This is a genomic window from Halobacillus dabanensis, from assembly GCF_900114165.1.
GTDB classification, from domain to species: Bacteria; Bacillota; Bacilli; order Bacillales; family Halobacillaceae; genus Halobacillus; species Halobacillus dabanensis.
This window is the reverse complement of sequence record NZ_FOSB01000001.1, coordinates 44694-68609: the sequence shown is the minus strand read 5'-3', so window position 1 is coordinate 68609 and position 23916 is coordinate 44694. Positions and strand designations below refer to the sequence as shown.

Below are 23916 nucleotides of genomic sequence, written 5' to 3'. Positions count from 1 at the left end.
TAATCAGGCCTGCTCCGCTTTGTATTCTGCACATACAGCTTTCAACTCTTTTGCAATCTCTTCAGTTTCTTCCCACGTATAGGCGGTTGCGCCAGATGCCATCGGGTGGCCTCCGCCATTATGGTTAGCGGCTATGCTATTGATAACAGGACCTTTGGAACGTAGACGGACACGAATGGTATCTTCTTCTTCTATAAAAAACGCCCAGGCTATAACCCCATCAATATCGCCTAATAAACCAACAAACTTACTGGTTTCTGCAGGGGTTACTTGATATTTCTCCAAGGTAGTTTTGTCAAGACGGATCGTCGAACACCCTTCTTCGTTTACGGTAAAATTTTGTAACACAAAGCCTTTTAATTTAGCGACATGAATGGGTGTCTTGTACATTTCATTATACAAGAATGGCCGATCGAAATCATAACTGACTAACTCGGCTGCATAAGCCAGCGTCTTTCTTGTCGTACTCGGAAAAAGAAAACGACCTGTATCCCCTACAATACCAGCATAGAGAAGCCGTGCTGCGGCATTATTCAATTTAAAGCCTTCACTTTTGTACTCTTCGTATAGCTGGTAAATCATTTCTGAAGTGGAACTTGCAGAAGTATCTACCCATTGGATATCCCCATATGTATCCACCTCAGGGTGATGGTCAATCTTTACCAATGCATCTCCTTTATCATACCTCTGATCATCAATTCGATCCTGGTTCGCTGTGTCGCAAACAATATTTAATGCTCTCTGGAACACTTCATCAGGTACTTCATCCATCTTCACGAGAAATTCCAGTGAAGGGTCGCCCTCACCTGTCAGAAATACTTGTTTCTTCGGAAAAGTAGCTCGAATGATTTCAGCCAGTCCTGCTTGAGATCCATAAGCATCTGGGTCAGGTCGGACGTGCCTATGGATGATAATCGTATCGTACCTCTCTATCGCTTCTACTATCTTTCGTTTAGTCATTATAGCAGACCTCCTCTACTTAACTTTCCTTGTCATTTAACCATAGAATTATATACACAGGTAGCCTTTTCAATCAAAACAAGCTACAATTAAAGAAAATTCAATTTCAGGAGTCGATTTTTCATGATAATATTTCCAGTGCTTATATTAGTATCTCTAGTACTTTATATCTATTATAAAGTGATGATTTTTCGTTCTGGTGATCCCCTTACTCAAGACTATTTAAATAGTAAATCAAAGATATTTCTCGGCAGTTTCATCTTCTTTTTTGGTATCAATCAATATGTATTCTACCAAACAAAACTTTCTTTATTTGTAGGAATAGTATTTGTACTCATTGGCGTTTTTCAAGCTCACTTAGGATGGAAAGCGAGCCAACATTACCGAGCTGAATATCAAAAGCATCAGACTCGCCCACAATCTTGACTGGTTTGAAGTAAGTCTCAAGGTACCTTACCTCAAAAACATCAGTAAAGTGAAAAGCCATTGTTTTTTTTACAGGAAGAGCATAAGACCATGAGCAACTCCACAATGTAGTTAAATAATTCCCTTAGGGTACTCATGCATAGTCCCGAGGAAAAGTCGCTGTGAATTCAGCGGCTTTTTTTATCGGTCAATTAGTTGAGCCATAAGCAACGCTTTACCCACAATTGATTTAGCATAATGGACTTCAATATCCACTTTAGCGAACTTACGTCCCACCTCCAAAATTTGAGGCCGTACTTCTATTTCGCTCTCAATCTGCACGGGTTTGATAAAGTAAACAGAAATATTCTCGACAACCAGATCACCTTTTTTGTATTTTCTAAGTAACCGACTTGACGCTTCAGTTATTAAAGAAGTAAACACCCCATAAGACATTGTTCCTAACTGGTTTGTCATTTGCGGTGTCACTGTAGTCTTCCAAACAGTAACATCATTTTCCGCCTCTACGACCTCCATACGACTTGTTGCCAAATCATCAATCGTTTCACCTACTTGAGGTTGACGTTGAATTTGTTGTAAAGCCTTCAACACATCCTGCCTGGAAATGATGCCTCTCAATTTATGAGATGGGTCGACAACAGGCATCAGTTCTATCCCTTCCCATACCATGACATGTGCTGCATTCGCTAGTGACGTTTTAGCGTGGACAGTCATTGGATTCCGAGTCATCACCTTATCAATTCTCATATCTTTATCTTTCCCAATCACATCTCTGGAAGTTACAATTCCTACTACTCTATCCTGATGATCAATGACAGGGTAACGACTATGGCCCGTCTCATTATTCGCTTCATGCCAATGGGTAACCAGATCTGTTGCATGGATAAACTTTGAATCCTCATAAGGCGTATAGATATCATCCACAAGCACAATTTCTTTTTTTATCAATTGGTCATAAATAGCACGGTTGATCATGGTAGCTACAGTAAAAGTATCATAACTAGTAGATATAACTGGCAATTTTTTCTCGTCTGCTAATTTTTTGACAGTTTCACTTGTGTCGAAACCCCCAGTAATTAAGACAGCAGCTCCCTCTTTAACAGCAAGTTCATGAGCATTTGTTCGGTTTCCGACAATTAGTAAAGAGCCTGCAGCGGTATAACGCATCATTGCTTCAAGCTTCATTGCACCGATAACAAATTTACTCAGTGTCTTATACAAACCTTCACGACCACCAAGCACTTGCCCGTCCACTACATTAACTATTTCAGCAAATGTCAGTTTTTCAATATTCTCTTTTTTCTTTTTTTCAATTCTAATGGTTCCAACACGTTCCATTGTACTAACTAAATCTTGGTTTTCAGCTTCCTTAATCGCTCGGTAGGCCGTTCCTTCACTGACATTCAATGCCTTGGCGATTCGCCGGACGGATATTTTACTTCCCACCGAAAGCGATTCGATATGTTCAAGTATCTGTTCATGCTTCGTTGCCATATGCCCACCAATCTTTCTAACTGTACTAATCATTACCCTTCTAATTGTTATTATACAGTTGATACAGTTCCTACGCAATTTCATCTTAAATGAAGGAAAAAAATCGCATGCAAACTCATTTCGGTCCTACAAAAAGGGAAGCTTATTCTCCATGTATCAGGAACTATGGAGTGGAATGAATTCCACTGAAAAAGGTGTTCCAGATTTAATAAACTTTATATCCCAAGACGATAAAAAGCTTCAGCACCTTCCAGGAGGGGAAAGAACTGAAGCTAGAAAGAGAACAATATGCTGCATTTCTACATTATAGAATTTAGAGTTTTCTTGTACAAATTACAGTTCGATGGATTCTCCTGGATTTAGTGCAATCCCCTTTCCAGGTGTTACATCAGAGGCGAACGCTTCTCCATCCTGTTTTATTAAATCAAAGGTGTTGTAATGGACAGGAACTACCTGTTTCGCTTGAATCCATTCTGCTGCGACAAGAGCATCATCTGGCCCCATTGTAAAATTATCACCGATCGGCAAGAAAGCGAGGTCAATGTCATTTCTTTCTCCAATTAACTTCATGTCTGAGAAAAGACCAGTATCTCCTGCGTGAAAAATCGTTTTTCCATCAATAGTCAATAAGATCCCTGTAGGCATTCCAGTATAAACGATTGTACCATCCTCTTCGGTATAAGCAGACCCGTGAAAAGCCTGAGTGAACTTAACGTGACCGAAATCGAAATCATGGCCGCCGCCAATGTGCATTGGATGAGTATCTAAACCTTTATTACCCAAGTATGTCGCCAACTCGAATGGTGCAATTACTTGAGCGTCATTCTTCTTAGCAATCTCCATAGTATCCCCGACGTGATCATTATGACCGTGAGTCAATAAAATGACATCTGCCTCCACTTGATCAGCTACTAAGTCAGTGTTGCCATTTTCAGAAATAAACGGATCGAAAAGAATTGTCTTTCCATTCGTTTCCACTTTCACTACTGCATGGCCATGGTAAGAAACTTTCATCATAACACTCCTCGTGATTAGATTTTCTCTTCAATAGTTTTGCCAAGCCTTTTCATATTTTTGTATCAAATGAGGATCAATTAATGTATTCGGTTCTAATGATAAGACCTGACCTTCATTGTTGAGGATTTCCCTATCTTCATCTTTTCCAAACACACTCATAGAGGAAAGAACTTCTTCTGTCAGAAATTTTGTTTCAGCAGAAAGTTGTATTTCTTTTACATCTATAGGTTTGCGGCTCGCCATTACGAATCCCCAATTTCCAAAACTTGGAACATCCACATGGAAATTTTCGGTGTACATGCCTGTAGATGCGATAGTCTCATCAATCGTCCAGTACACTTCTGTTGCAAATAGAGGGCTTGTTGCTTGAACCATTGCTGCTCCATCTGGTGAGAGGTGATTTCTTAATAACGAATAAAATTCTTTCGTGTACAATTTATTCAAGCTTTCATTATTTGGATCAGGTAAATCTACTATAATGACGTCATAGAACTCCTCCGAGCTTTCAAGAAATTTAAAAGCATCCTGATTCAACACCGTCACTCTAGAATTTTCTAATGAATCCTCATTTAACTGCAAGAGATGGTAATTGTTCCTCGCAAGCTCTGTAACTGCAGGATCTAAATCCACCAGGGTGATCTTTTGGATCTCCTCATACTCTAGTAGCTCCTTGACAGCAATTCCATCACCACCACCAAGAACTAATACATTTTCAGCCTTTTCTGCATAGGCAACAGGAGGATGGACAAGTGTTTCATGGTATCGGTATTCATCTGTAGCACTGAACTGTAAAGAACCGTTCAAAAATAAACGCGTATCCCCTTGTTCTTTCGTCAACACAATTTTTTGGTAAGCACTCTCTTCCATATGGATAATGGGGTCTTTATACAGTTTTTGCTCGAAGGAGAAGGCCATCTCTTCGCCAAAAAACAAACCACCGATAAGGAGTACAGCAATGACAATCCCACATGATAGGTGAAGAGAAAAGGTTTTGATTTCGGAGCGGAATAAGTATAAAACTGTAACCGCTACCCCCAGATTAATACATGCGACAAAGAATGCACTCTTTACCATCCCCATTTGCGGCCTCAAATAGAAAGCGAACAATAAGCCTCCGATCAATCCACCAGCATAGTCTGAAAATAACACTCGTGCAGTACTTCGACTTAACTCCACACCGATTTCATTGGCTTTTCTGATAAGTATCGGTAACTCTAAACCTGTCAAAGCACCAATTGTAAAGGTAACAAGATAAAGAAAAAGAGCGTCCGTACCGGATGGAGCAAAGGCTGTCATCCCGAACATGGTAAAACTCGAAAACCCTCCGATCAAAGCGACCATATATTCGATCCATATAAAGGTAACGATCAGTTTTTTCATCACTCGCTCACTTAAGCTTGCCCCTATTCCCATTCCTGTAAGAAATAGACTGATGGTCAACGTGTACTGTTTCACACCATCACCTAAAATGTAGGAGCCCAAAGCACCGAATAGCACTTCAAATATGATACCGCAAATGGAAACAATACCTGATGCCCAATAGATGAAATGACTTTTTCTTAGATTTGTTTCCACATCTTTCACTCCACTTTAATATGTATTGAAAAAGCCACTATGACTGACATAGTGGCTTTTGAATGACATCCCAACGCCCTTAAGTAATCGACGCACCAATGACAAACGCTAAGCCTATTGATACACCCATCGTAATGATCCCAACAGCTGTGTTGTTTTCCTTCAACTGTGTTTCTACAGAGAATTTACGAGTGAATAATTCAAATAGAAGATAAGCAATCATTTGAAGGACTACACCATAAGCCCCCCAAATTAAGGTATCCCAAACGGTAAAGCTATGATAAATAGCAAAGGAAAGAACAATACAAATGCCGATGATTTTACCAGCGATCGACATTGCTATCGCTTGATTCCCTCGTTTCACTTCATCCCAATCTTTATACTGTCTCGTCAACCATTCAAAAATAGCCAATCCGATCACTACAATGATGACCGCCAAAACGAAATAACCTAAAGTAGCTAAAAATGGTTCCATATCATTATACCTCCTTTATTTTCCTGTCCCAGGTCCTCCACCGCGGTTGGTAGATCCTCTCATTGAACTTGTACCTCCTGAATTGTAGTTTCCATACATTCCGTAGCCCCCATAGCAGTTACCTGACTGTTGACATCTGGACCTCCTTCGATCATACCAATCGTTAGATCCCAGCATTTGATTCAACAAATAACCTGCGAACAATCCATTGAAGAATCCAGGTGAATAGTTATTTCTTACAAATTCATCTGTAGCGAGCTCTATCGTAATTACGCCTGGCTCTTCTGTACTCTCTTGGACGATAACAAAGTCGTCTGGATAAATGAGGACTTGCTTATTTTCCTGCCTTTCACTTATCTCTTCAGGTTTGATCGATTCTGAAAGGGAGTCTGTGACTTCTGTTAGGGACAATTCTCTCGTGATATAAATCTTGGATATCCCCTGGTCAGACCTCACTGTATCAAGAAGAGGGAAACTTTCCTGAATCAAAGATTCGATATCTTGTGCGTCAGAACTCTCGATCGTGTTCAATATTTCGGAACGACTGGGCTCAGAAGGCAGTTCACCATATGTATCTTCTGTAAATGACCCGGACATCCCTCGTTCATCATCCCCGCCAAATACATTAAATAACAAGAAAAAGGCGATGATTCCAACGACTATGATACCAGCATAATCTTTCAAAACACATCCTCCTTCCACAAAAAATAGACGTGCCTAACCATAGGCTAGGCACGAGCTAATAACCAATAGTTACTCTTTATTCATTTTCTTTTTCAATGCTTCTAATTCACTGTCCACACTGTCTTTGTTATCGAGCTCTTCAAACTCATCATCCAGAGAGCGGCTTTCTGAAGACATGTCTTCACTTGTGTCCGCTTCCGCTTCGTAGTGCATGACTTTCTCTTCCATTCGTTCAAACCCTTGGCGTGATTCGTCTCCACCGATACTAGACATCGTACGGTTCATCTTCGTGCGAGTTTTAGCGGATTCCGCACGAGCTTTCAAGGAATCTTTTTTCAGTTTCATTTCCTGATATTCTTTTTTCATTTCATCAAGCTTTTGCCGGAGGTTGTCAGCATCCTGCTGTGCCCGCTCCCAGGAAGCTTTCAATTGCTCAGCTTGATCTTGATGATTTTTCTTATCTTCTAAAGCACGGCGAGCTAAATCTTCATTACCTGCTTCAATAGCTTTTTCCGCTTGCTGCATCCGCTTATCGACCAGCGCTTGTGAATCATCATACTTACGCTTCAACATCTTTTCGTTAGCAATTTGTTTTGCAACAGCACTTTCTGCTTCACGGATATCATTTTCCATATCCCGCATAAATTGATCCAACATTTTCACCGGATCTTCTGCTTTGTCCAACATGGAATTCAATTCTGAACCTACTACAGTTTTTACACGTTTGAAAAATTTGAACATGTATTGGCCTCCTCGTTATTTTGAACCTGCAATTATTTTAATTTCATAAGATTCAATGTCATGACCGACACTGACTTCCACTTCACTTCCCCAAGACTCCATGCTAAGGTATGTCTCCTCGTCTTCTGAAATATACTCCGCATAGCGGGAAGTACGTCCATTGATGTTCTTACTTCTCCCTTCGCCAGTCACACGAGCTTCCCCTTCTTCATCCTTATAAAAGGTTTGCCCTTCGTATTCAAGTTTATTAGGAAAAGGCATACTAACTGACATTTTAACTGTTTCATAAATGCCCAATTCCAGTTCGTCATCCATCTCAGCCGCTAACCACTTTGTTTTATCACCTTCTAACAGCTGGTAGGAAAACCATTCATAACCACCATCACGATAAGTGATTTTACCTACAACTTCGTAATCCACAAGATCGAATGTAACAATGTCACCGACTTGGATATTCAGGGGTGTGCGTTCTTTTACTTCTGTTGTCTGTTTATCATTCTTAGAAAACAATCTAGAAAAGAATCCCAAATCTTCACCTCTCCTTCAACTTTGACCCTGTGTACCTGTATGTACGTCTGACCGAACCCAAAGGTTTCATTTTTCATTTAAATTTTTTACGGGTCTATAACATTTTTCTCAAACTTCTCAGCTTCCATCCCTATCTTAACATTTTTCCCTCGCCATTCATAAATAATAGGTATCCACAACATTTCTGCTGCTTTTTCATAAAGAAAGTTATTCAACAACATGGCAGTATTCTTGAAGACTTGCTTCCAAGACTTTTATTTCGAATTAGGAGGTGGGGGATGAGTCGCTTTCCGCAGGGAAGACGGCAAGCCTATCCTTTCGCGGTTTCACACCTGATGGAGGCTATATTCAAATGGAGTTCATAAGCTATATGAGCTCTCCAGCTCCAGTGCCCAGTGGCTAGTGAGGCTTCCTTCGCTTATCTTGAACATCTTCCAAGAAAAAACGAAGGCATTGAGCCTTCGTTTGTGGTGTTCTTTTACTTGTTAAGCACTTCTTTAGCATCAGCATATTGTAAACCTTGCGCTTCCGCCACTGCTTTATAAGTCACATATCCTTCGAGAGTATTGATTCCTTTATAAAGAGCTTCATTATCCTGACAAGCTTTCAAATATCCTTTATTCGCCAATTGTAACGCATAAGGAACTGTTACGTTCGTTAAGCCAATGGTCGATGTTCTTGGAACCGCTCCAGGCATATTCGCTACCGCATAGTGCAAAACCCCATGTTTTTCATAGGTAGGGTCATCATGCGTTGTAATACGATCTGTTGTCTCAAAAATTCCACCTTGATCGATTGCTACGTCAACAATCACAGAACCCTCCTTCATGGATTTGACCATATCTTCTGTCACTAAATTCGGAGCTTTCGCACCTGGGATGAGCACAGCACCAATGACAAGATCGGATTCTTCCAGTGCTTCCTGAAGGTTCAAAGGATTTGACATTAGCGTATTGATGTCTGAACCGAAAATATCATCAAGCTGGCGTAACCGCTCTGGATTAACATCGATAATAGTCACATCAGCACCAAGACCCATCGCAATCTTAGCGGCGTTTGTGCCCACTACGCCACCACCTATGACAGTTACACGGCCGCGGCGCACTCCTGGAATTCCTCCCAGAAGGATACCTTTTCCACCTCTTGATTTCTCAAGGAACTGAGCACCGATTTGAGAAGCCATTCTTCCTGCTACCTCACTCATAGGTGTCAGTAAAGGCAATGAGCCGTTCGGTAATTGAACCGTCTCATAAGCGATGGAAATAACTTTTTTATCAACTAAAGCTTTTGTCAATTCAGGTTCTGGTGCCAGATGTAAATAAGTAAATAATATGAGTCCTTCATAAAAGTAGCCATACTCTTCAGGCAGGGGTTCTTTCACTTTCATAACCATCTCCTGACTCCAGGCTTCTGCTGCCGATTGGACAATGGTAGCACCCGCTTCTTTATATTGTTCATTTGTAAAACTAGAACCTAGTCCTGCGTTGGTTTCTACGAACACCTCGTGTCCAGCATTCGTCAAACTAACTACTCCTGCAGGCGTCATGGCAATACGATTTTCATTGTTTTTTATTTCTTTTGGTACTCCGATTTTCACGATGAGCCAACCTCCCATTCCATAATTCTTATAGAATTCACCAAGCACTATATCCTGATATCTCAATGGTGAGCAAAATATTATGAAAGCCTTTTCATTGTAACAAATTCAGTCAAAAAGCCATAGTCTTTCCAATAACTTAAGAATTTCAATTATCTATCTGTGCCTATGAATTACATCTAAACCTCCGGTCACTTCATAAATGGTTCCTGTAATCATATCGGAATTCTCTTCACATAGAAAAACGATGGTTCTTGCTATATCCTCTCCCGTTCCCGGTCTACCAATAGGGGTTTCTTCATCTACTATTCCCCTACTCTCATGAATAGATGCTTCTTTCCATTCTCCCACAATATTTCCCGGGCAAATCATATTAGAAGTAATACCATGTTCTGCTTCTTCATAGGCAATGGTTTTTGTCAATGAAACAAGACCAACCTTAGCTGCAGCAAATGCTGAGCGATAAATCCATCCTGATGCAGACTGAGCACCTTGGAAGCCATAATTGATAATTCTCCCAAATCCCTGCTTTCTCATTAAAGGAATCGTCAATTTCAACAAATAAAATACGGCATCCAAGTTACCACGGATCATGTCACTCCATTCTTTTTCTGTATAGTCGATCAATTTCTTCCTCTCAAAAATGTAAGGCCCTGCATTGTTAATTAGAAAGTCGACACGACCAAAGCGTTGAATACATGTTTCCACAAGCCTTTCCATATCCTCTTTCACTGTCACATCCGCTTGAACCAATTGGATATTAGTTTTATATTCCGGAAACTCTTCTAATAATGAAAAAGCTCTCTTCTCATCACTCTTATAGGTCACAGTGACAGAGTAATCTTTTCTCAACAGGTGTTCCGTAACTTTTTTCCCCAAACCTTTGGTTCCTGCTGTTATGATGGCATGTCTCAATACTCATTCCTCCTTTTTATAAAGCTTTGTTATTCCGCTAAGTTCTGGATTTATGTATACTCCCTGAGGAGAAGCTTCCTTTATTAATGGTAAAACTGGCCACCATAAGTTTTGGTGCGGTCCAAAAAGCCAAGTCCATCTTACCAATTCACTTCTTTCAACCGTTAAAAACTCCATTTTATATATATACTTTACTACAAACAATCAGAGGACTTCACTGAGGATGCTTAAAAGTAGAGACTTCAGAAGATGTAGGTACGATCCTGTCCCAGTATGTATAAAGGAAAATTTCTATACAGGATAGCAGAATCCTTCCAACGGTTGATTATATTCTATCCATTGTTGCTTTGTACTGTTCTTTTGGAAAATAGACCCTATGGCACAATTAACCCCAACAGGCGTTCCTGTCGGGGGCTTTTATTACCTTCTATTTTTCTTCTGGCTACCGGACTGGTAGCTTTCATTCAAAGATTGGTTCATTCGCTGTTCCATTTCCTTTTCTTTCTCAAGTGGATTTTTTGGATTCTTCATATCCTCACCTCATTATTAAAATTCACAAAATTCCCTTTATTATGTATGGAAAGATGTGTCTAACCAAAGAAATGACATGATATAATAAAAGTAACAAGTGAAAGGAGGCATCCTGCATGACTTTTGAATATAAAGATATCGTTGTCGCTGTTGATGGGTCGAGCACCGCTGAAGTTGCTTTTAATAAAGCCATTGATATCGCAAATCGAAACGATGCAAAATTGATTTTAGCCCACGTCGTAGATACGAGAGCTTTTGCGACAGTAGAGGCTTATGATCGCTCACTTGCTATACGCGCTGAGCAGTATGCAACAGACCTTTTGAACAATTATCAAGAAAAAGCTGAAAAAGCCGGTGTCACCAATGTTGTCGTAGATATTGAATATGGTTCACCAAAAGTGAAAATTGCTAAAGATGTCGCTCCTAAATACAAAGCCGACTTGATTATTTGTGGTGCCACCGGCCTGAATGCAATGGAACGTTTTTTTATCGGTAGTGTATCCGAACACATTACCCGCTACGCCTCTTGTGACGTCCTCGTCGTAAGACCTGACTCGGAAGGTGAAAGTCAGGACTAAATAAAAGGTACCTTTCAATCAAGTGTTCCCCTCTTGATCTGTTAATTCTAAAATAAGTAAAAGAGTATGACACTTTAACCTGTCATACTCTTTTTGTATTTGAATAACCTACTCGATTATTATTCCCCTTTTTTCTCCATAAGATGACGATACTGATAAAACTTCATCGCAAATTCTGTCACTTGTTTAGTGAGATGATAATTAGAATATGCTCCAATTGCAATACTGATGAATGGGAGCCCCTGAACGAGTTTCTTTCGGAACATTAAGATGAACAAAGACTTGAAACCTTGTTTCATCGGTTGTTCAAGCCAACCCTCATCTGTTAATTGATCATCCCCAGCAAAAATGTATGGGTGTTCTTTATCCTTTACTTCCTCTACCAGTTCCCTCCAAGCTGCTGCTTTTAGACGTTTGGGTAAAGTTGCGGCATGGAAAACCTTGAGGGAGATCATCATTTCATAAGGATGGTTCATTTCATGTCCGAATGTGAGACCAATCAGTTGAATAGCCCTAATATTCATCAACATCATCAGAGGATAATCAATACCTAGAAAAAGCCATCCCCCCGCTCCTGTCAAACCTCCTTGTGCAAATGAATAAATTCTTCCTCTCGCCATTTGTTGTTCTGCTATATAGGTCAACTGCTCGACGGTCAACTCTTTTTTCATATCTTCCATTCGCTCAATTCGACTGGAGAAAATTCTTCCTACCGTTAAAATTCGCTCTCTTGCTTCGTATTGATAAGAGGTTCCTTGCAAAAATGCATGTGTATGAAAAAACCATGTGTCTAGTTTTGAAAAAAATGCCTTTTTCACTCGAGGTTCCATCTGAAGAAAACTTTGTTGAATCCAGTGATCATAAACCATTTCAAAGTCATTCGGCTGATACTTCAGATACTGTTCTAACCAATTTTTCAATTCTGACTCTATCCGTTGGTGTGACAAAGTGCTCCCCCCTCGTCTTTGTTCCTTACCATTTATTGTAGACTTAAAGCCAAAAAAAAAGCAATCACACCTCATTTTGAGTTGCGATTGCTTTTGGGTATTATAGTCCTTTTTCAATTGTATCCCTTGCGATCATAACCTCTTCATTGGTAGGAATGACCATTACTTTAACAGGGGAATGCGGATAGTTGACGAATGTTTCTTTTCCACGAACTTTATTAAGAGCTGGATCCCAATAGACACCCATGAATTCCAGGCCTTTCAAAACACGTTCACGCATAGTTATACTGTTTTCACCAACACCAGCAGTGAAAATGATGCCATCAATGCCGTGCATTCGTGCAGCATAGGAACCGATATACTTGTGGATTCGAGCGGCAAATACTTCCAGAGCAAGTTCGGCACGCTCATCTCCTTCTTCTGCCCGCTGTTCGATATCTCTCAAGTCACTAGAGAAACCGGAAAGCGCCAGCATACCACTCTCTTTGTTCAATACATTCATCACTTCGTTAGCCGTCTTACCTGTTTTTTCCATAATAAACGGAATCAAGGCAGGGTCGATATTACCGGAGCGAGTTCCCATCGTCACACCAGCAAGTGGGGTGAAGCCCATCGAAGTATCGATTGATTTCCCACCTTCGATGGCAGCAATACTCGCACCGTTTCCAAGGTGACATGATAGGAGACGAAGTTCCTCTACAGGTCGTCCCAGCATCTCAGCTGCACGCTCAGAGACATATTTATGAGAGGTACCATGGAAACCGTATTTACGGATGCCATATTCTTCATAATACTCATAAGGCAAACTGTAAAGATAAGACTGTTCCGGCATAGATTGGTGGAACGCTGTGTCAAAAACCGCTACGTGCGGGACGTTCGGAAGCACTTCACGGAAAGCATTGATACCTGTTAAGTTAGCCGGGTTATGCAAGGGAGCAAGGTCGGAAACTTCCTCGATTTCTTGAATCACTTCATCAGTAATCAAAACAGATTCACTGAAACGCTCGCCACCGTGGACGACACGGTGTCCGACACCATTGATTTCATCAAGAGATTCGATAATTCCGTTCTCCGTTAATTTATTAAGAAGCAGCCTAACTGCTTCTCCATGATCAGGAATATCTGTTACTGTTTCATCTTTATCATCGTTCACTTCGATTGTAAATACAGCATCATTAAGACCAATACGCTCAACTAACCCTTTAGTGATAACTGTTTCTTCAGGCATTTCAATCAGTTGGAATTTCAGTGATGAACTACCTGCATTAATAGCAAGAATTTTATTACTCAATGTTGCTCATCCCCTTAAATTTAGGTTCGTAATTTTCTACCATTACTATTTAATCACCCGTCCAAATTGATTTCAAGGTAGTTGGACCATGATAACGTTTACTTCTTATATTCGTTATTTTCTCACAATTGCGTTCTTTTATATTCGTCGAACCAATCATTCATCTGAGCTAGGATATCAGCCATCCCGTTCGGGTTTTTGAAGGAAGGCAATTTAGCAAGCAATGCTTGCTTCGGTGCCTTCGTTTCTGCACCTTTCTTTTGAAGGATTAAGATACTCTTCCCATGTTTTTCATCCTTGAACATAGAATCTGAAAGTTGAAGCATGCCAACAATATGGGCGTGTTCACGCAGGTAGGCGTTCAACGCTTTGGATTGATCGCTATCAAAAAGGAAGTTAGGGACGATAAACATCAAGTATCCACCGTCTTTTGTATATTTCAGCCCCTGTTCAATAAATAGGTGATGAGCATATGAAAGTCCTTCTTCTGCTTTTAACTCATACCTTGCCGCTTGCACGTCGTCAGGATAGTATCCCACTGGAAGGTCAGCTAATACAAAATCGACAGGTTCCATTAAAAATGGGGCTAAACTATCCTGGTGGAAAAATTCGATTTTATTTTTCTGCAAGTTGGCGTTTGCTACGGCAAGTTGTATTAAAGTCGGATCCACTTCACTGGCATAAGACGTCAAGGACATGTCCAATTGATTCATGACTGAAGTGATCAAGTTACCACTTCCTGATGCGGGATCAAACATTTTTAATTCTTCTGTTCCTTCAAAAAGTTTTGAAGCTAAGTAGCCCATGAACATGGCGACCGAATCAGGGGTGATCAAGTGCTGTTGTTGAGTTGCTCCTTTCATCCCTTTCAAAATCGCAAGTTGCACAGCTTTCCGTATTTCTTCTTTTTCAAATTCCTCTTTATTCACTTTCAGGAGCTCATTCGTCAAATATGTCTGTAACGAATCACTCATATCATCAAATGGTTTCCCATTAAAGAGTACATCCATCGTTTCCGCAATCGCTTCAAGATAAGTGATGTTCACCTCTTCTGAAATGAGCGTAGCCGTGTCATCGACCCATTGAAATAGTCTCTCCACTTGTTCCTGCTTCATAATCATTCTCCTTCATTTGAAGTCCAAAGAAATTGACGCAGTTGTTCTATCAACATCATGCGCCATCTTTAACGTTCCTATAACATTTATCTATATCAACCATATCGAAATCCTGTTCGCAATTCAACAATGATAAACTTTCCCGATTTATTTGAAAATTGGGTGCGGTTTCAATATTGAAATGATAAAATGTACTACAAGCTATACCTATGAGGAGGATGTTACATGAGTGATCAACGAAGAAACCTATACTTTTTCTACCAACCAACAACAGACCTAAATGATAAATTAGAGTCTCTCTTCCAACTAGCTAGAGAAAATGATTTTCATATTGTCGATAATTCCAGCGATGCCAATATTATCATTGCTGTGGGAGGAGATGGCACATTCCTTCAAGCTGTCCGCAAAACAGGTTTTCGTCAGGATTGCCTCTATGTAGGGATAAGAAGTGAAAATGAAGCAGGATTATATTGTGACTTCGATATCGATGATCATGACGAAATGATCGATGCAATGAAAAACTCAGAAGTGGAAGTACGCAGATTCCCTGTAATTGAAACAACGATCAATAATGAATCGACATTTTCGTGCTTAAACGAATGTAGCGTTCGTTCCACTTTAATCAAATCAATTGTCATTGATGTTTATATTGATGAACTTCATTTTGAAACATTCCGAGGCGATGGTTTAATCATTGCAACCCCTACGGGGAGTACCGCTTACAATAAATCTATAAACGGAGCAGTTGTAGATCCAAAATTACCTTGTTTCCAAATTAGTGAACTCGCTTCTTTGAATAATAATCGTTACCGTACCTTAGGTTCTTCTTTTATATTGAGCGGAGAGAGGACACTGAAACTCAACGTCCGTCAAGATGGAAACGATTACCCTCTTATCGGAATGGATAATGAAGCCTTCTCTATACGAAACATCCATGATGTTACCATCAAACTTAGTGAAAGTGTCGTCAAAACGGTTAAACTTAAAAACAATACGTACTGGGATCGCGTAAAAAGAACATTCCTCTAAACTTTTAATTGAATTTCCCAATACCTTTTCATATGATTGAACACCCTTATAGAAAACCCCGAAGCGTATGGACTTTCGCTTCGGGGTTTTTAGGCTTTTATCTTATTGGTACAGCGTTAATTCCTAGGATCGTTGATATACGATATCCTCATCCACAACGGTCATTGTAACCGTTGCATCGGCCAACTCATGCGACTTCAAAGCAAATAAATCTCTGTCTAAGACAGTGAAGTCTGCTAAATAACCTTCTTGAATCATTCCTTGTTCATCCTCTTTATTAATAGCTTGAGCACTACCCTTTGTATAAAGAGAGATGGCTTCAAAAACAGAAAGCTTTTCTTCCGCCTGATAGACTTCATTGTCATAGTTAGCCCGTCTGTCTACAGCTGCCCGAATCCCAAGTAAAGGATTTATTTCCTCTATTGGTGCATCAGATCCTCCTGCACACTTTATCCCTGCATCTAACAAGGTCTTCCAGGAATATGAATTTTTCAATCGCAAGTTCCCCAATCGTTCGATGACCCAAGGAAAGTCGGAAGCAACGAACGTTGGTTGTATATCAAGAACAATATTCAATTTTTGTAACTTCTGGATCAAGTCTGGACTTAAAATTTGAGCATGGATAATCCTGTCTCGTTCATCGTTATGAAGTGGATTGGATGCTATAGCATTTGCAACTGCTTCGACAGCTCCATCTCCTATAGCGTGAACCGCCACAGGCATATTTCGTTTTCTAGCTTCTTTCAACAACTGATCTAAACCTTCTTCTGTATGAATGGCTACTCCATGATTCTCTGGATCATCAGCGTAAGGATCTTTCAGCAATGCTGTTCTTCCACCTAAAGCTCCATCTGAAAATATTTTCAATGCCCCTAATTCAACAAAATCTGTACCTTGTTTAAAACCTAACACCTCTTGATCCACTTGTTCTATCACCCCGTGATGGATCAAGAGATGGGCACGGAATTTTGTTTGTTGTCCGTCTATCACATCAAGGAATGACTGATACGTTTTTTTGAATCCACCATAGTAGTTTAAGTCTTCACTATGCCCGCCGACTAATCCATACGAATGCATGTCTTTGACAGCTAGATCCGTTGCCTTTCGTAAATAGTCTGATGTTACTTCTGGCATAGCTTTTTTAATCAACTCTTGGGCTTGATCATGAAAGTAACCAGTAGCTTCACGCTTCTCATCTCTTACGATCACTCCCCCTTGTGGATCAGGAGTATCAGTATTTACCCCTGCAAGGTCCATTGCATGCGAGTTAGCTAGTAAAGCATGGCGACAAATGCGTGTCAACATCATCGGATGCTCCGAAGAAATATCATCTAACTCCTCTTTATGTATTATCCTCTTATCTTCCCATTGATTTTCGTTCCACCCGTCTCCGATAATCCATTCTCCTGGTGGCAACTGCTCTGCGTGCAATTGTAAAGCTTGTTTCACCTCTTCCGCTGACTTCATAAATGATAAGTCGAGTCTCATCAATCGTTCGCCATGACCAATGATATGGAGATGACTATCTGTAAAGCCCGGATACATCACTGCCCCTTTCAAGTCATATTCTTCATCTATGTCTTCTTTATAAGTGGCGTACAATTGTTGAGTGTCTCCAACCGCTGTAATCCTTCCGTCAGAAGTAACAATCGCTTCCACCCATTCGCCTTCCTTTTCCATGGTATAAATCTTACCACCGTACCAGAGTTTCATAACTGCACTCCCCTTCTATATCATAGTTCTATCTATACCATATATCGGTTGAAAAGAAAATTGAAGCACTTAAAAAACCCCGCCTTTTTTACAAGGCGGGTTCAAGTTATAAAAGATCTTCAAACTCTTCTTCCGTATGATCCGTGCTATGCTCAGCAGTCGCTTCAATAACATAAGAGTCTTCTATAGCTTTTTCTATATCTTCCGTAAAGTCCACGTTCGATTCATAATAGTTGGCATTTTTACGAGTTGGTTTTGTTTTAGGAGCTTTCGGAACGAACACTGTACAGCAATCTTCAAACGGTCGAATTGAAATGTCATATGTTCCTATCCTTCTAGAGATATCGATAATCTCTATTTTATCCATAGCCACTAGTGGACGAATTACCGGATAATTAGTCACTTCATTAATCGTGTTCATACTCTCCATTGTCTGACTAGCTACTTGTCCTAAACTCTCACCAGTCGTAATCGAAAGCACCTCATTATTAGCAGCAACACGTTCACTAATTCTCATCATCATACGCCTCATGATTGTCATACTGTAACCTTCAGGCATCTCACGATAAATCTTTTGTTGAACTGCTGTGAACGGTATAACATGTACTTTAATTCTCGTTCCGTATTTTGCAAGTTCTTTAGCGAGATCGAGGACTTTTTGTTTCGCGCGCTCACTTGTATATGGCGGGGAATGGAAGTGAATTGCTTCGATTTCTACTCCACGTTTCATTGTCAAATAGCCAGCTACAGGGCTATCAATTCCGCCTGAGAGCATCAGCATGCTTTTCCCTGTTGTGCCTACAGGAAGTCCTCCTGCCCCCCGGTAATCTTGGGCCGTCACGTAACACCCTTCATGACGCACTTCTACTTTAATCTCTACATCAGGTTGGTGGACATCCACCTTCACTCCCTCTGTGTTTCTTAAAATAAAACCGCCAAGCAATGGGTTGATCTCTTGCGAAGGGATCGGGAACGACTTGTCCGTACGCTTCGAAGAAATCTTAAAAGACCCAGCCCCTCTAGCATCACGGAAAGCTAGTAGCGCTGCTTCTTTCATCTGTTCTTCTTCTTTCTCAACTTTTACAGCAAAGCTTAGACTGTGAATCCCGAAAACTTCCTGACATTCCTTCATTACTTCGTGGGGGTCTTCCCCATTTAATAAGACATACATGCGCCCTTGAGTCTTTTGTATCGTTGTGTCCGGGAAACTCTTCAACTTAATGGCTATGTTACTTTGCAGCTTCTGCTCGAAAGACCTTCTATTCTTCCCTTTCAAAGCCATTTCACCATAGCGAATCATAATTCGATCAAAATCCATTCATGCTCACCTCATCGTTGCTTTTAAATTTTCAATCGTTTTGTCTAATACTTCAAGAAACACACTTATCTCATCGCTATTGTTCTCAGTAGAAAGGCTTACCCTTAAGGCGGAAGTGGTTCTTTCATAATCCAAGTTACAAGCCTTTAGTACGGAACTAACATCCGGTTGCTTGGAGGAACAAGCCGACTTTGTGGATATAAAAATATCCTTGTCCCCTAAAGCATGGATCACTACTTCAGGTTTAAAGCCCGGTATGGAAAAATTGATTATATGAGGAGCCCCATCGGATGGAGAGTTGAGTATGCAAGCTTCATGCTTTCCAATCCCCTTCCATAACTGACTTCTCATCTTCGTCAAATGTTCATTTTTCTTATTCCGATTTTCATACAAAAGTCGAAGTGCCTTTACAAAAGCTACTGTTCCAGGAAGGTTTTCTGTACCAGCCCTAACTTCCGACTCTTGGCTTCCACCATGCAAAAGTGGAAACAAGGACACATGCTTCTGGACAATCATAGCTCCTGTCCCTTTCAAACCGTGTATTTTGTGTCCTGAAATGGTACAAAGATCGATGTTCCATTCTTTAATCGAAAAGTCGATTTTCCCTATCCCTTGTACATGATCCACATGAAAAAACACTTTTGGATAGTTCCTTAAAATACGACCGATTTCTCTAATAGGCTGGATTGTTCCTAATTCGTTATTTACACTCATAACACTGACAAGAATAGTGTCATCTCTCAAGGCCCTCTCAATATCTCCAGGATTAACTTCCCCGTTCCGATCGACATTTATATAAGTGACTTCAAAGCCCAGTGTTTCCAACGCCCGGAATGCTTCTATGACCGAAGGGTGTTCAACAGTTGTAGTAATTAAATGTTTCCCTCGTGACTGGTGTTGGAAAGCAATACCTTTGACTGCCATATTATTGCCTTCTGTTCCACCAGAAGTAAAAATAACTTCGTGTGGCTCCACATGTAGCAATTCAGCAGCCTGCTTTCGTGAGCGATTCAGCAACCTTTCAGCATCACTACCAAAGCTATGGACAGAAGAAGGATTTGCGAAATATCGGGCAGCGACTTTCTGAAAGCTGTCCAACACTTCAGGACGGGGATGGGTTGTGGCACTATTATCTAAATAGATCATGAGCTTTGACTCCTTTTTTCAAATTGCAGTCCATTATTTTATCATAACACTTTAATAAAAGAAACATCCATGTATCACTAAGGTCAGGCGGTATAGGAAAGGGAAACAATTCAGGGGACTATTTCCCATAATTTAAGCTAGATGATTTTTTAAATCCATAAAAAACACCCACGGGATTACGTGAGTGCTTGGGTCAACCATTGTCTACTTTACTAGGAAGTTCTAATGTTTCAAGAATAGTATCTATGCTGAGCTTACCATCTTCTTTCACATCTTCCTCCCAGGTCTTAGTGATTTTCACGCCTCCTAAAATAGTAGGAGGTTCACCAATAGGGGCAGGCTGCTTGTCTAGAAAAGCACTAGCCATTTGAGAGGTCATTTGTTTCTCACCGACCGTTTCTCCGATAGAGAGAGCATGGTGTTCAACAGGGAAATCCCCCTCAGTAGGAAGGGCGAGAAAAGTAATCAGTACACTTGTCCAAACAAGGGCAGCGCCTGCAATTAAACCAAATAATATACGTCGTTTCATAACAAACACTCCCTAAACGAGAACTTCTTCTTCCTGATCAATTTTAGAAAGAGCGTTTGGATCCACTTCTCTTAGTGCATCAGTAGCAAGTTTGAGTGCTTCCTCATAATGGTAAGTCCTGAATTGATCTTCTGCCTCTAATAGCTTGGCTGCAAGGATTGGATATTTACTTCGATAGCGATTTCCATACTGAATGACCCGCTCAGCTAATTGTGCTTCCTCCATAACTTTTTCTGCATCTTCGCTCAATTTTTCAGTCATTATAATCGCATCATCGAGCTTTTCATTAACGATTCCCATATCCAACGGCTGTTTTTCAAGAGTTTGAAAAACTTCATCGATTTTGCTACTCGCTTCTTTCATATCTTCATAAACAGTTGTTGGTATGCCAGGGATGTTACTCCTTTTCAGGCGTCGGTGGGTATCCATCAGGAGACCATCCATATTTGTCAACTTTTGTTTTGCTTCCCGTTCATCTTTTCTAAGATTCTGGACACGCTCCTGGAAATATTCATGTTTCTCCTGCAATTCTTTTAACTGCTTTTGGACGTCTTCCAAATCTTCACGGATTCCAGCGTAGGAAGTCTCTCCATCTTCCCGCTTAAAGTCGATACTTGTCACGCGTTTTCTCATTTGATTAAACCAATTCTTTAATCTATGATGTGACTCCAAATCTCCTTCTTCTACTTGATAAGTCTGTTGTATTTCATGCAATTCCTGTTCAGTATCAGCCAGGACAAATTCCAACTCATCCAATTGGTGTTTCAAAGGCGCTAATTGCTTCTCTACATAGTGGTGTGCAACTGCTTCACTTTCAAGAAGTTGATACATTTCTTGAATTCGTGTCTTTATTTCCTCAATAGTTTCATTAACTCCAGTTTGATCACCCGTATCTAGTTGTTTGACCATTTCACCGAGAGATCGCTCGTAAGTATGTATCTCAGGTAAAAAATCAAAATGGGCGATTCTATAACCCTCTGCTTTCATTTCCTCGACACCATTTTTCAGCTCTCGTAACTGGTCAGGCAAATCAGATCTAACTTGTTTATACCGTTCAGGGAAATTGTTTACATCCTCTGTAAGCTGTGAAGTCTCTTCACGAATCGTATGAACAAGGGCATTCGCCTCTATATAATCCCCCTGTTCTGTCAATTGCTCAAATTCAACAAGCCTCTCCTTTAAACCTTCCACTCGTTGCTCAAAGAACCGAACAGCATTACCATACTGATGACGGTTTTGAATCAAAGTTTTGGTCAAGTCCTTCAGTTCTGGTTCCAACGTCTCAATTTCAATACGGCTTTGCTTCTCTGAGTCCAAAAGATCTTCCAATTCTTGAAACATCTTTTTAATCTCATCTTCGATAGCTACCAATTTCTTTTCTGTGTTTGCTAAGACGGCTTTGACTCGCTTTATGCGGTAACGATCGGCTGCTTCTTCCGCATCGAATAGATCCTCTTCAAGTTCTGGTAAGTCTTTCGTTAGAATTCGATCCCAACGCTCCCTCCACGCTTCGAACTTCTCTTGAGTCTCCCCTGAAAGATTTAAGCTTTTCACTTTGGATAACTCTTCCGTAACGTGCCGGTTCATGATATCCATTTTCCAACCTTCCAGGCGATCCACTTCATCATAGACCTTTTTCCGCCAAATAAGCCCGATGATGAACAATGCGATGAGTAGTAAAATAGCCCCTATGACGAACTTCATAAATAGCCTCCTTACATTAAACGTGTCATACGGATGTATTACGTTCCGAATTATGATTTAGTTGTTTATAATGATACCATGTAAATCATCCTTTTGGCTAAAATATTTCAAATTTATTATCATATTGACAAAAAATTCAATCAGAAAGGAGACCGGCAAAATGAGAGACGGTCATATTCACTCTCCTTATTGCCCTCACGGGACTACAGACTCTCTAAAGGAGTATATTGAGCAAGGAATCCAATTAGGATACCAAAGTATGACATTCACAGAACACGCTCCTCTCCCACCATCTTTTTCTGACCCAGTACCACAAAAGGACAGTGGGATGGCTTTATCTGAAGTGGAGACCTATTTGAAAGAAATAGAAAAATTAAAAGAGATTTACAAGCATGACATCGAAATTTTAAAAGGGTTTGAAATCGATTTTATAGAAGGGTATGAAAAAGAGACAAAAAGCTTCCTGGATACTTACGGACCCTCGTTGGATGATAGTATTCTCTCTGTTCATTTTCAGAAAGGAGACAATGGGTGGTATTGCATTGACTATAGTCCGGACATGTATGAAGCAGCCTTAAGGGATTTGGGTGGAACTCAAAAGCTTTACGAGGCATATTACAAGACGTTAATCAAATCGATACACAGTGATTTGGGGAAATACAAACCCATCCGTATTGGGCATATGACCCTCGTGAAAAAATTTCAAAACCTTTTTCCTTATCCAGATCATTGGACTGCCTATGCCATAGAGTTTCTCGAAGTCGTTAAAGAAAATGATTACACCTTGGACTATAACGGTGCAGGCATCAAAAAAAGCCATTGCAAAGAGGCCTATCCTCCCCTTGGTTTGGCGAGACAAGCCTATGAAATGGGTATTCCACTCATCTATGGTTCGGATGCTCATGCCGCTTCTGCTTTGGGACAAGGCTTGGAAGAAATCGAAAAGACCCTTCTCAAACCTTAGCGGCAAGCAATTGCACCGATGTGTGATCATGCATCAGGCGACTATATGTGTCTACGAAATGGTTGAGGGATGCATCTGTAATGAAAGGATCTTTAAATTCATGTGGCATCATAAAAGGAGCATTTAACAGTCCTTTAAATTGCAACAAACAAAGTTTTTCCTTGAAGGTAATATCTACATGAGATTTTTTATGAAAAAGGATACGCGCGAATAAATGGTTTTCCTTTGCCAAGTAAGTAACTAGCATTTCTCTGGCAAATATAGTGTTTAAAGATAATTCTCTATTCAGCAAGCAAGATAGTTGATAATTCGATTGTTTATAATGTAGAATTTTTCTCACTAAAGTATCAAAATGGTTTTCACCATCCGAGGGCAGCTCGCTTTCCAACATTTCCAAATAAGGTTCAAAATAGCTGATAGCTAGCGATTCAAAAAGACCTTGCTTACTTTTAAAGTAATAATGGATTAGAGAGACATTAACACCCGCTGCATTAGCAATGTCTCTTACAGATGTTCCATTAAATCCTTGACTGTAGAAAAGGCGGCAGGCTACATCTAACACTTTATCACGCGTTGGATTCGGTCGATTCATATTTTTTCCCCCTCATAAGGGAGATTCGCTATTATTGTTGTATTTCC

24 protein-coding genes are annotated in these 23916 nt (G+C 40.3%); 4 read left to right on the top strand and 20 right to left on the bottom strand.

Annotated elements, in window-relative coordinates:
• Window positions 1–3: 3 nt before the first annotated feature.
• A complete protein-coding gene (locus BMZ58_RS00330; protein ID WP_075034577.1) occupies window positions 4–960 on the bottom strand; it encodes a DHH family phosphoesterase in 957 nt (318 codons plus the stop codon).
• 123 nt (window positions 961–1083) lie between these two features.
• Between BMZ58_RS00330 and BMZ58_RS00325 the strand changes: the two genes are divergently transcribed.
• Window positions 1084–1386: a YtpI family protein gene (locus BMZ58_RS00325; RefSeq protein WP_075034576.1), complete on the top strand. Its 303-nt coding sequence runs from the start codon at window positions 1084–1086 to the stop codon at window positions 1384–1386.
• Between the two features lie 180 nt (window positions 1387–1566).
• On the opposite strand, the gene BMZ58_RS00320 is transcribed toward BMZ58_RS00325, so the two are convergent.
• The 10 genes from BMZ58_RS00320 to BMZ58_RS00280 all read right to left on the bottom strand — a co-directional run bounded on the left by BMZ58_RS00320 (window position 1567) and on the right by BMZ58_RS00280 (window position 10412).
• A complete protein-coding gene (locus BMZ58_RS00320) occupies window positions 1567–2880 on the bottom strand; it encodes a DRTGG domain-containing protein (RefSeq protein WP_075034575.1) in 1314 nt (437 codons plus the stop codon).
• Between the two features lie 333 nt (window positions 2881–3213).
• Entirely contained in the window at window positions 3214–3894 is a 681-nt protein-coding gene (locus tag BMZ58_RS00315; RefSeq protein ID WP_075034574.1) for a metal-dependent hydrolase, read from the bottom strand.
• A gap of 30 nt (window positions 3895–3924) precedes the next feature.
• Window positions 3925–5472 carry a polyamine aminopropyltransferase gene (locus BMZ58_RS00310; RefSeq protein ID WP_075034573.1) on the bottom strand — a complete coding sequence of 516 codons (1548 nt, stop codon included), beginning with the start codon at window positions 5470–5472 and terminating at the stop codon, window positions 3925–3927.
• A gap of 79 nt (window positions 5473–5551) precedes the next feature.
• On the bottom strand, window positions 5552–5947 hold the full coding sequence (locus tag BMZ58_RS00305) for a DUF350 domain-containing protein (RefSeq protein WP_075034572.1): 396 nt from the start codon (window positions 5945–5947) through the stop codon (window positions 5552–5554).
• Between the two features lie 15 nt (window positions 5948–5962).
• Window positions 5963–6631, bottom strand: a complete 669-nt coding sequence (locus BMZ58_RS00300; RefSeq protein WP_075034571.1) for a DUF4247 domain-containing protein — start codon at window positions 6629–6631, stop codon at window positions 5963–5965.
• A 69-nt stretch (window positions 6632–6700) separates the two neighbouring features.
• Window positions 6701–7372: a PspA/IM30 family protein gene (locus BMZ58_RS00295; protein ID WP_075034570.1), complete on the bottom strand. Its 672-nt coding sequence runs from the start codon at window positions 7370–7372 to the stop codon at window positions 6701–6703.
• A gap of 15 nt (window positions 7373–7387) precedes the next feature.
• Window positions 7388–7900, bottom strand: a complete 513-nt coding sequence (locus BMZ58_RS00290) for a DUF4178 domain-containing protein (RefSeq protein WP_075034569.1) — start codon at window positions 7898–7900, stop codon at window positions 7388–7390.
• Between the two features lie 86 nt (window positions 7901–7986).
• The gene (locus tag BMZ58_RS21540; protein ID WP_279626108.1) at window positions 7987–8121 is read right to left on the bottom strand and encodes a hypothetical protein; all 135 of its coding nucleotides are present in this window, start codon (window positions 8119–8121) and stop codon (window positions 7987–7989) included.
• A 257-nt stretch (window positions 8122–8378) separates the two neighbouring features.
• Window positions 8379–9497 (bottom strand): alanine dehydrogenase, encoded by a 1119-nt coding sequence (ald, locus tag BMZ58_RS00285; protein WP_075034568.1) that lies wholly within the window; start codon window positions 9495–9497, stop codon window positions 8379–8381.
• A 156-nt stretch (window positions 9498–9653) separates the two neighbouring features.
• Window positions 9654–10412, bottom strand: a complete 759-nt coding sequence (locus BMZ58_RS00280; protein ID WP_075034567.1) for an SDR family oxidoreductase — start codon at window positions 10410–10412, stop codon at window positions 9654–9656.
• A gap of 647 nt (window positions 10413–11059) precedes the next feature.
• On the opposite strand from BMZ58_RS00280, the gene BMZ58_RS00275 reads away from it, so the two are divergent.
• A complete protein-coding gene (locus BMZ58_RS00275; protein WP_075034566.1) occupies window positions 11060–11521 on the top strand; it encodes a universal stress protein in 462 nt (153 codons plus the stop codon).
• 119 nt (window positions 11522–11640) lie between these two features.
• Here BMZ58_RS00275 and BMZ58_RS00270 read toward each other — a convergent pair whose 3' ends face one another.
• The 3 genes from BMZ58_RS00270 to BMZ58_RS00260 all read right to left on the bottom strand — a co-directional run bounded on the left by BMZ58_RS00270 (window position 11641) and on the right by BMZ58_RS00260 (window position 14874).
• Window positions 11641–12468: an EcsC family protein gene (locus BMZ58_RS00270; RefSeq protein ID WP_075034565.1), complete on the bottom strand. Its 828-nt coding sequence runs from the start codon at window positions 12466–12468 to the stop codon at window positions 11641–11643.
• Window positions 12469–12568: 100 nt separating this feature from the next.
• Entirely contained in the window at window positions 12569–13759 is a 1191-nt protein-coding gene (locus BMZ58_RS00265; protein WP_075034564.1) for an acetate kinase, read from the bottom strand.
• A gap of 122 nt (window positions 13760–13881) precedes the next feature.
• Entirely contained in the window at window positions 13882–14874 is a 993-nt protein-coding gene (locus BMZ58_RS00260) for a class I SAM-dependent methyltransferase (protein WP_075034563.1), read from the bottom strand.
• Window positions 14875–15099: 225 nt separating this feature from the next.
• Here BMZ58_RS00260 and BMZ58_RS00255 point away from each other — a divergent pair, with 225 nt between their 5' ends.
• The gene (locus tag BMZ58_RS00255) at window positions 15100–15903 is read left to right on the top strand and encodes an NAD kinase (RefSeq protein WP_075034562.1); all 804 of its coding nucleotides are present in this window, start codon (window positions 15100–15102) and stop codon (window positions 15901–15903) included.
• Between the two features lie 123 nt (window positions 15904–16026).
• Here BMZ58_RS00255 and BMZ58_RS00250 read toward each other — a convergent pair whose 3' ends face one another.
• From BMZ58_RS00250 to ezrA, 5 genes are all read right to left on the bottom strand, one after another.
• Complete coding sequence (locus BMZ58_RS00250; protein ID WP_075034561.1) at window positions 16027–17616, bottom strand: amidohydrolase; 1590 nt, start codon at window positions 17614–17616, stop codon at window positions 16027–16029.
• A 106-nt stretch (window positions 17617–17722) separates the two neighbouring features.
• Window positions 17723–18934, bottom strand: a complete 1212-nt coding sequence (thiI, locus tag BMZ58_RS00245) for a tRNA uracil 4-sulfurtransferase ThiI (RefSeq protein WP_075034560.1) — start codon at window positions 18932–18934, stop codon at window positions 17723–17725.
• A gap of 6 nt (window positions 18935–18940) precedes the next feature.
• On the bottom strand, window positions 18941–20080 hold the full coding sequence (locus BMZ58_RS00240; protein ID WP_075034559.1) for a cysteine desulfurase family protein: 1140 nt from the start codon (window positions 20078–20080) through the stop codon (window positions 18941–18943).
• A 193-nt stretch (window positions 20081–20273) separates the two neighbouring features.
• A complete protein-coding gene (locus tag BMZ58_RS00235) occupies window positions 20274–20609 on the bottom strand; it encodes a hypothetical protein (protein WP_075034558.1) in 336 nt (111 codons plus the stop codon).
• 12 nt (window positions 20610–20621) lie between these two features.
• On the bottom strand, window positions 20622–22313 hold the full coding sequence (gene ezrA / locus BMZ58_RS00230; RefSeq protein WP_075034557.1) for a septation ring formation regulator EzrA: 1692 nt from the start codon (window positions 22311–22313) through the stop codon (window positions 20622–20624).
• Window positions 22314–22473: 160 nt separating this feature from the next.
• Between ezrA and hisJ the strand changes: the two genes are divergently transcribed.
• The gene (hisJ, locus tag BMZ58_RS00225; RefSeq protein ID WP_075034556.1) at window positions 22474–23277 is read left to right on the top strand and encodes a histidinol-phosphatase HisJ; all 804 of its coding nucleotides are present in this window, start codon (window positions 22474–22476) and stop codon (window positions 23275–23277) included.
• On the opposite strand, the gene refZ is transcribed toward hisJ, so the two are convergent.
• Window positions 23267–23869 carry a forespore capture DNA-binding protein RefZ gene (gene refZ, locus BMZ58_RS00220; RefSeq protein WP_075034555.1) on the bottom strand — a complete coding sequence of 201 codons (603 nt, stop codon included), beginning with the start codon at window positions 23867–23869 and terminating at the stop codon, window positions 23267–23269. The two genes, hisJ and refZ, sit on opposite strands and share 11 nt — an antisense overlap.
• Window positions 23870–23916 lie beyond the last annotated feature (47 nt).

Coding starts and splice junctions, on each gene's coding strand:
- BMZ58_RS00275 (WP_075034566.1), top strand. CDS start 11,060: ATGACTTTTGAATATAAAGATATCGTTGTCGCTGTTGATGGGTCGAGC.
- BMZ58_RS00295 (WP_075034570.1), bottom strand. CDS start 7,372: ATGTTCAAATTTTTCAAACGTGTAAAAACTGTAGTAGGTTCAGAATTG.
- refZ (WP_075034555.1), bottom strand. CDS start 23,869: ATGAATCGACCGAATCCAACGCGTGATAAAGTGTTAGATGTAGCCTGC.
- BMZ58_RS00315 (WP_075034574.1), bottom strand. CDS start 3,894: ATGAAAGTTTCTTACCATGGCCATGCAGTAGTGAAAGTGGAAACGAAT.
- BMZ58_RS00235 (WP_075034558.1), bottom strand. CDS start 20,609: ATGAAACGACGTATATTATTTGGTTTAATTGCAGGCGCTGCCCTTGTT.
- BMZ58_RS00330 (WP_075034577.1), bottom strand. CDS start 960: ATGACTAAACGAAAGATAGTAGAAGCGATAGAGAGGTACGATACGATT.
- BMZ58_RS00255 (WP_075034562.1), top strand. CDS start 15,100: ATGAGTGATCAACGAAGAAACCTATACTTTTTCTACCAACCAACAACA.
- ezrA (WP_075034557.1), bottom strand. CDS start 22,313: ATGAAGTTCGTCATAGGGGCTATTTTACTACTCATCGCATTGTTCATC.
- BMZ58_RS00325 (WP_075034576.1), top strand. CDS start 1,084: ATGATAATATTTCCAGTGCTTATATTAGTATCTCTAGTACTTTATATC.
- BMZ58_RS21540 (WP_279626108.1), bottom strand. CDS start 8,121: ATGTTGTTGAATAACTTTCTTTATGAAAAAGCAGCAGAAATGTTGTGG.
- hisJ (WP_075034556.1), top strand. CDS start 22,474: ATGAGAGACGGTCATATTCACTCTCCTTATTGCCCTCACGGGACTACA.
- thiI (WP_075034560.1), bottom strand. CDS start 18,934: ATGGATTTTGATCGAATTATGATTCGCTATGGTGAAATGGCTTTGAAA.
- BMZ58_RS00240 (WP_075034559.1), bottom strand. CDS start 20,080: ATGATCTATTTAGATAATAGTGCCACAACCCATCCCCGTCCTGAAGTG.
- BMZ58_RS00250 (WP_075034561.1), bottom strand. CDS start 17,616: ATGAAACTCTGGTACGGTGGTAAGATTTATACCATGGAAAAGGAAGGC.
- BMZ58_RS00305 (WP_075034572.1), bottom strand. CDS start 5,947: ATGGAACCATTTTTAGCTACTTTAGGTTATTTCGTTTTGGCGGTCATC.
- BMZ58_RS00260 (WP_075034563.1), bottom strand. CDS start 14,874: ATGAAGCAGGAACAAGTGGAGAGACTATTTCAATGGGTCGATGACACG.
- BMZ58_RS00320 (WP_075034575.1), bottom strand. CDS start 2,880: ATGGCAACGAAGCATGAACAGATACTTGAACATATCGAATCGCTTTCG.